This is a genomic window from Robiginitalea sp., assembly GCF_049588695.1.
Taxonomy (GTDB): domain Bacteria; phylum Bacteroidota; class Bacteroidia; order Flavobacteriales; family Flavobacteriaceae; genus Robiginitalea.
The window spans coordinates 1-4,307 of sequence record NZ_JBAVZJ010000279.1; the positions used below are offsets into that span (position 1 = coordinate 1).

2 protein-coding genes and 1 pseudogene are annotated in these 4,307 nt (G+C 50.5%); all 3 read left to right on the top strand.

The genetic code is table 11. The annotated features are described in order from the left end of the window. Positions 1–2,219, top strand: a 2,219-nt coding sequence (locus WBV75_RS06725; RefSeq protein ID WP_424119870.1) for a ligase-associated DNA damage response DEXH box helicase, incomplete at its 5' end; no start/stop codon positions are given. 51 nt (positions 2,220–2,270) lie between these two features. Then, positions 2,271–2,939 carry a ligase-associated DNA damage response endonuclease PdeM gene (gene pdeM / locus WBV75_RS06730; RefSeq protein ID WP_424119871.1) on the top strand — a complete coding sequence of 223 codons (669 nt, stop codon included), beginning with the start codon at positions 2,271–2,273 and terminating at the stop codon, positions 2,937–2,939. Between the two features lie 83 nt (positions 2,940–3,022). Then, positions 3,023–4,307: pseudogene (locus tag WBV75_RS06735) on the top strand (transcription-repair coupling factor); the annotation flags it as partial.

The following is a 4,307-nucleotide window of genomic DNA, read 5'->3' on the forward strand; positions in this document are numbered from 1 at the left end:
CCCTCAGAGCGCTCTCCGGTGAAATCCGCCAATCTGCTCAGCGAATCGTCAACGATCTCAACATTCCCTTTACCGTGGGAATACGCACGGGCGATACCTCCCAAAGCGAAAGGGCCCGGCAGCGTAAAAAAATGCCCGACCTGCTTATCACTACCCCCGAAAGCCTTCAATTACTTTTGGCCTCCAAAGGGTATGATAAGGCTTTCGGGAAGTGTTTTGCCATAGTGGTAGATGAATGGCACGAACTTCTGGGCAGCAAAAGGGGGGTGCAGATGGAACTCGCCCTCTCCCGCCTGAAAACAGTTTCTCCATCCTTGAGGATTTGGGGGATTTCAGCGACCATTGGAAACCTTGAACAGGCACGGGAAGTGCTGTTGGGGCCGGATTCCAATGCCCTGTCAAATTCCGTACTGATCCGCGCCCATTTAAAAAAACGCATCACCGTACGCAGCATCCTCCCCAAAACCATGGAAACCTTTCCATGGCGCGGACACCTCGGACTGCACTTACTGGATTCCGTAATTGAAATTATACGCGCCAGCCAAACCACGCTGATTTTCACCAATACGCGAAGCCAATGCGAAATCTGGTTTCAGAAACTCCTGGAGCGTTTCCCGGACCTGGCCGGTGAAATTGCCATGCACCACGGAAGCATCAATAAAGATACCCGTATTTGGGTGGAACAAGCCATTCGCGACAGCCGTCTCCGGGCAGTTGTCTGTACTTCCAGCCTGGACCTCGGGGTCGATTTCGCCCCGGTGGAAACCGTTATTCAGATCGGAGGCCCCAAGGGTGTTGCCCGGTTTTTGCAGCGGGCCGGGCGGAGTGGCCACCGCCCCGGGGAAGAAAGCCTGATCTACTTCCTGCCGACCCACGCCATTGAATTGGTCGAAGCCGCTGCCCTTAAGAAAACCGTCAGGGGGGAAGGGATCGAAGATCGCATGCCGTACCTGAACAGTTTTGACGTCCTGGTGCAATACCTCACCACCCTGGCGGTTTCAGACGGTTTTGACCCGGAGATGATTTTTAAGGAGGTCCAGGGCACGTTTTGCTATCAGGGACTGACGCGCGAGCAGTGGCAATGGCTGCTGAAATTCCTCGTGCTGGGCAGCCAGAGCCTCAACAGTTACGATGAGTACAAAAAAGTAGAAATTCTGGAAGACGGCCGTTTTAAGGTCGTAAACCGGGGCGTGGCCATGCGCCATCGTTTTCAGATCGGGACCATTGTCGGGGATGCCGATCTTACGGTAAGATATCAGAAAGGAGGGTACATCGGCACGGTTGAAGAATGGTTCGCCTCACAATTGCATAAGGGAGATGTGTTTACATTTGCGGGACGTAACCTGGAGTTCTTGCAGATTCGGGAAATGCAGGTGCTCGTGCGAAAATCCCGTGCCAAAACCACACGTGTACCCAGTTGGATGGGAGGTCGCCTGACCCTTTCCGCACAAATGTCTGAATTGCTCAGGCGGGAATTGTATACCGCCATCCTTCCTGATTCCGAACAATCTGAAGAAATCCAAAGCCTGAAACCGCTTTTTGAACGGCAGCGGCTCGAAAGCATTGTACCGGGGCCCGAAGAATTTCTGATCGAAACCTTTAAGACCTCAGACGGGTACCACCATATTTTCTATCCTTTTGAAGGCCGCTTTGTGCATGAGGCTATGGCCAGTCTGTTGAGTTACAGAATCAGCCTCCTGACACCCATAACTTTTTCCCTGGCCTATAACGATTACGGCTTTGAACTCCTTTCGGACCGGGAGGTAGACATGCAAATGGTCCTGGACAACGACTTGTTTTCCCCCAAATACCTGATGGATGACCTTCAGAAGAGCCTGAACGCTACAGAAATGGCCCGCCGAAAATTCAGGGACATTGCAGTAATCAGCGGCCTCGTTTTTTCGGGCTATCCCAAAAAAGGCATCAAAATGAAACACCTGCAAAGCAATTCACAATTATTGTTTGAAGTTTTCCGGGATTATGAACCCGATAACCTCCTTTTTCAACAGGCTTTCCGGGAGACCTTTGAACACCAGTTGGAGGAAGGACGACTCCGCCTGGCCCTGGAGCGCATTGGGACACAAAAACACATCTGGAAATCCTGTGAAAAGCCCACACCATTTTCCTTTCCAATCATCACCGACCGCCTGAGGGAAAAGCTCTCGAGTGAAAAGCTGGCTGATCGCATCCGGCGGATGACCGAAAAATTAAGACGTTAACCTCCCGAAAGTCCTTTTTTATCCCCCTGGGGTTTTAATACCTTTGAAGCAATGACCCAAGCTGTTGCATTTGGAGGAGAAATGGTACACCTGCATTCCTGGGGTGCCCTGTATCGGGAAGAAAAGGGACAACTGCTGGTCAGTGATGTACATCTGGGGAAAATCAGTCATTTTCGCAAACACGGAGCCGCCGTACCCCTACAGGCCAGCGGTAGAAATTTTAAACGCCTGGATGGCCTGATCCAAACCTTCCGGCCTCAATCCATTGTGTTTTTGGGAGATCTCTTCCATTCACACATGAACCGGGAATGGGATTTTTTTGCTGCCTGGGTCAAAACATGCCCGGCCGACCTCCTCCTGGTGGAGGGAAACCACGACATCCTCGGGCATCGGCCATTTGAAAAAATTGGGGTCCGGGTTTGTCCTTTCCTCGTTTCGGAGCCCTTCACCTATTCGCATCATCCCCTGAAAACTTTTGAAGGATATAACATCTGCGGGCATATTCATCCCGCGGTACGCCTAAAAGGTGCCGGAAGGCAATCCCTTCGTGTCCCCTGCTTTCATTTTAGGAACCGGCAGTTGATCCTGCCTGCTTTCGGCGCTTTCACCGGCAGCCATACTGTGGAAATTGAGGCGGGAGACGCCGTTTATGGCCTGGCAGAGGACAGTATTATTCCCATTGTACGGGCAATTGCGGGCGAATCACAGCCCGGGTTATAACCACCTGTTTTCATTTCTGCAATTTGAGGCCTAACTCTTGTTCGGCCCAGTTTTGGCTCGTACTTTTGCCAAAATTTCCTTCTTTGAGCCTGGAATATATCAACAAGCGATTCACAAAAGACCCGGCCTTCGGCAAACTTGTGGAAATCCTTACCCAACCCCAGGCCAGAATACATTTAAAGGGCCTGACAGGATCAGCCCTTTCTTTTCAGGTTTCAGAGAGTTTCAAGGCTTGTGAAAAACCTTTTTTACTCGTCCTGAACGACAAAGAGGAGGCGGCGTATTACTTGAACGACCTGGAGCAGCTACTGGATACGGAGACTGTACTTTTTTATCCCGGGAGCTACCGCCGCCCTTACGATATTGAAGCTACGGATAACGCAAATATCCTTTTGCGGGCTGAGGTCCTGAGCCGTATCAATTCCCGCAGGAAACCGGCCCTGATCGTCACATATCCGGATGCCATTTTTGAAAAGGTGGTTACCCGTAAAGAGCTCGAAAAAAACACCCTTAAAATAACAACAGGAGATAAGCTCTCCCTGGACTTTCTCAACGAAACCCTCTTTGAATACCATTTCAAACGTACGGATTTCGTCTCTGAACCCGGAGAATTTTCCGTAAGGGGAGGGATTCTGGATGTTTTTTCCTTTTCCCATGATGAGCCCTATCGCCTGGAATTTTTTGGGGATGAGATTGAAAGCATTCGAAGCTTTGATGTCGAATCCCAATTGTCCACGGAGCGGGTCCGAAAGATTTCGGTCATGCCTAATGTTACCGATAAACTCGTCCACGAATCCAGGGTTTCTTTTCTTGAGTACATCGCCCGGGATACGGTGGTAGTACTGAAAAACCCTGCTTTGTGCCGGGGCCGTCTGGACCAGTTATTCGAAAAAGCGACCTCTGCCTTTAAAAATTTATCGGAAACTGTAAAGCACGCCAGTCCCGAGGCTCTTTTTCTCACCGGGGAAGAGTTTCAGCAGACCCTGGGAAAATTCCGTGAAGTAAGCCTTGAGGCGCCTCCCCCTCCAGCGGGGGAAACATTGGATGTCATTGAGATCCCCACGCGTCCGCAACCTGCCTTTAACAAACAATTCGACCTTCTTCTCAAGGCCCTGAGGGAAAACCAACAGGCCGGAATGCGGAATTTTATTTTCTGTGCCAGTGAACAACAGGCGAAACGATTCCACGATATTTTTGACGAAATAGGGCAGGATGTACCTTATACCACCCTTGTCCAGCCACTTTATCAGGGATTTGAATCGGATACCCTTGGGCTTTGCTGCTATACAGACCACCAGATTTTTGAACGCTATCACCGCTTCCACCTTCGCAATGGATACGCCAAAAAACAGTCCATTACCCTGAAGG

What these genes read in the sequence shown, in the direction of transcription:
- pdeM (WP_424119871.1), top strand. Translation starts at nt 2,271, where the DNA reads ATGACCCAAGCTGTTGCATTTGGAGGAGAAATGGTACACCTGCATTCC.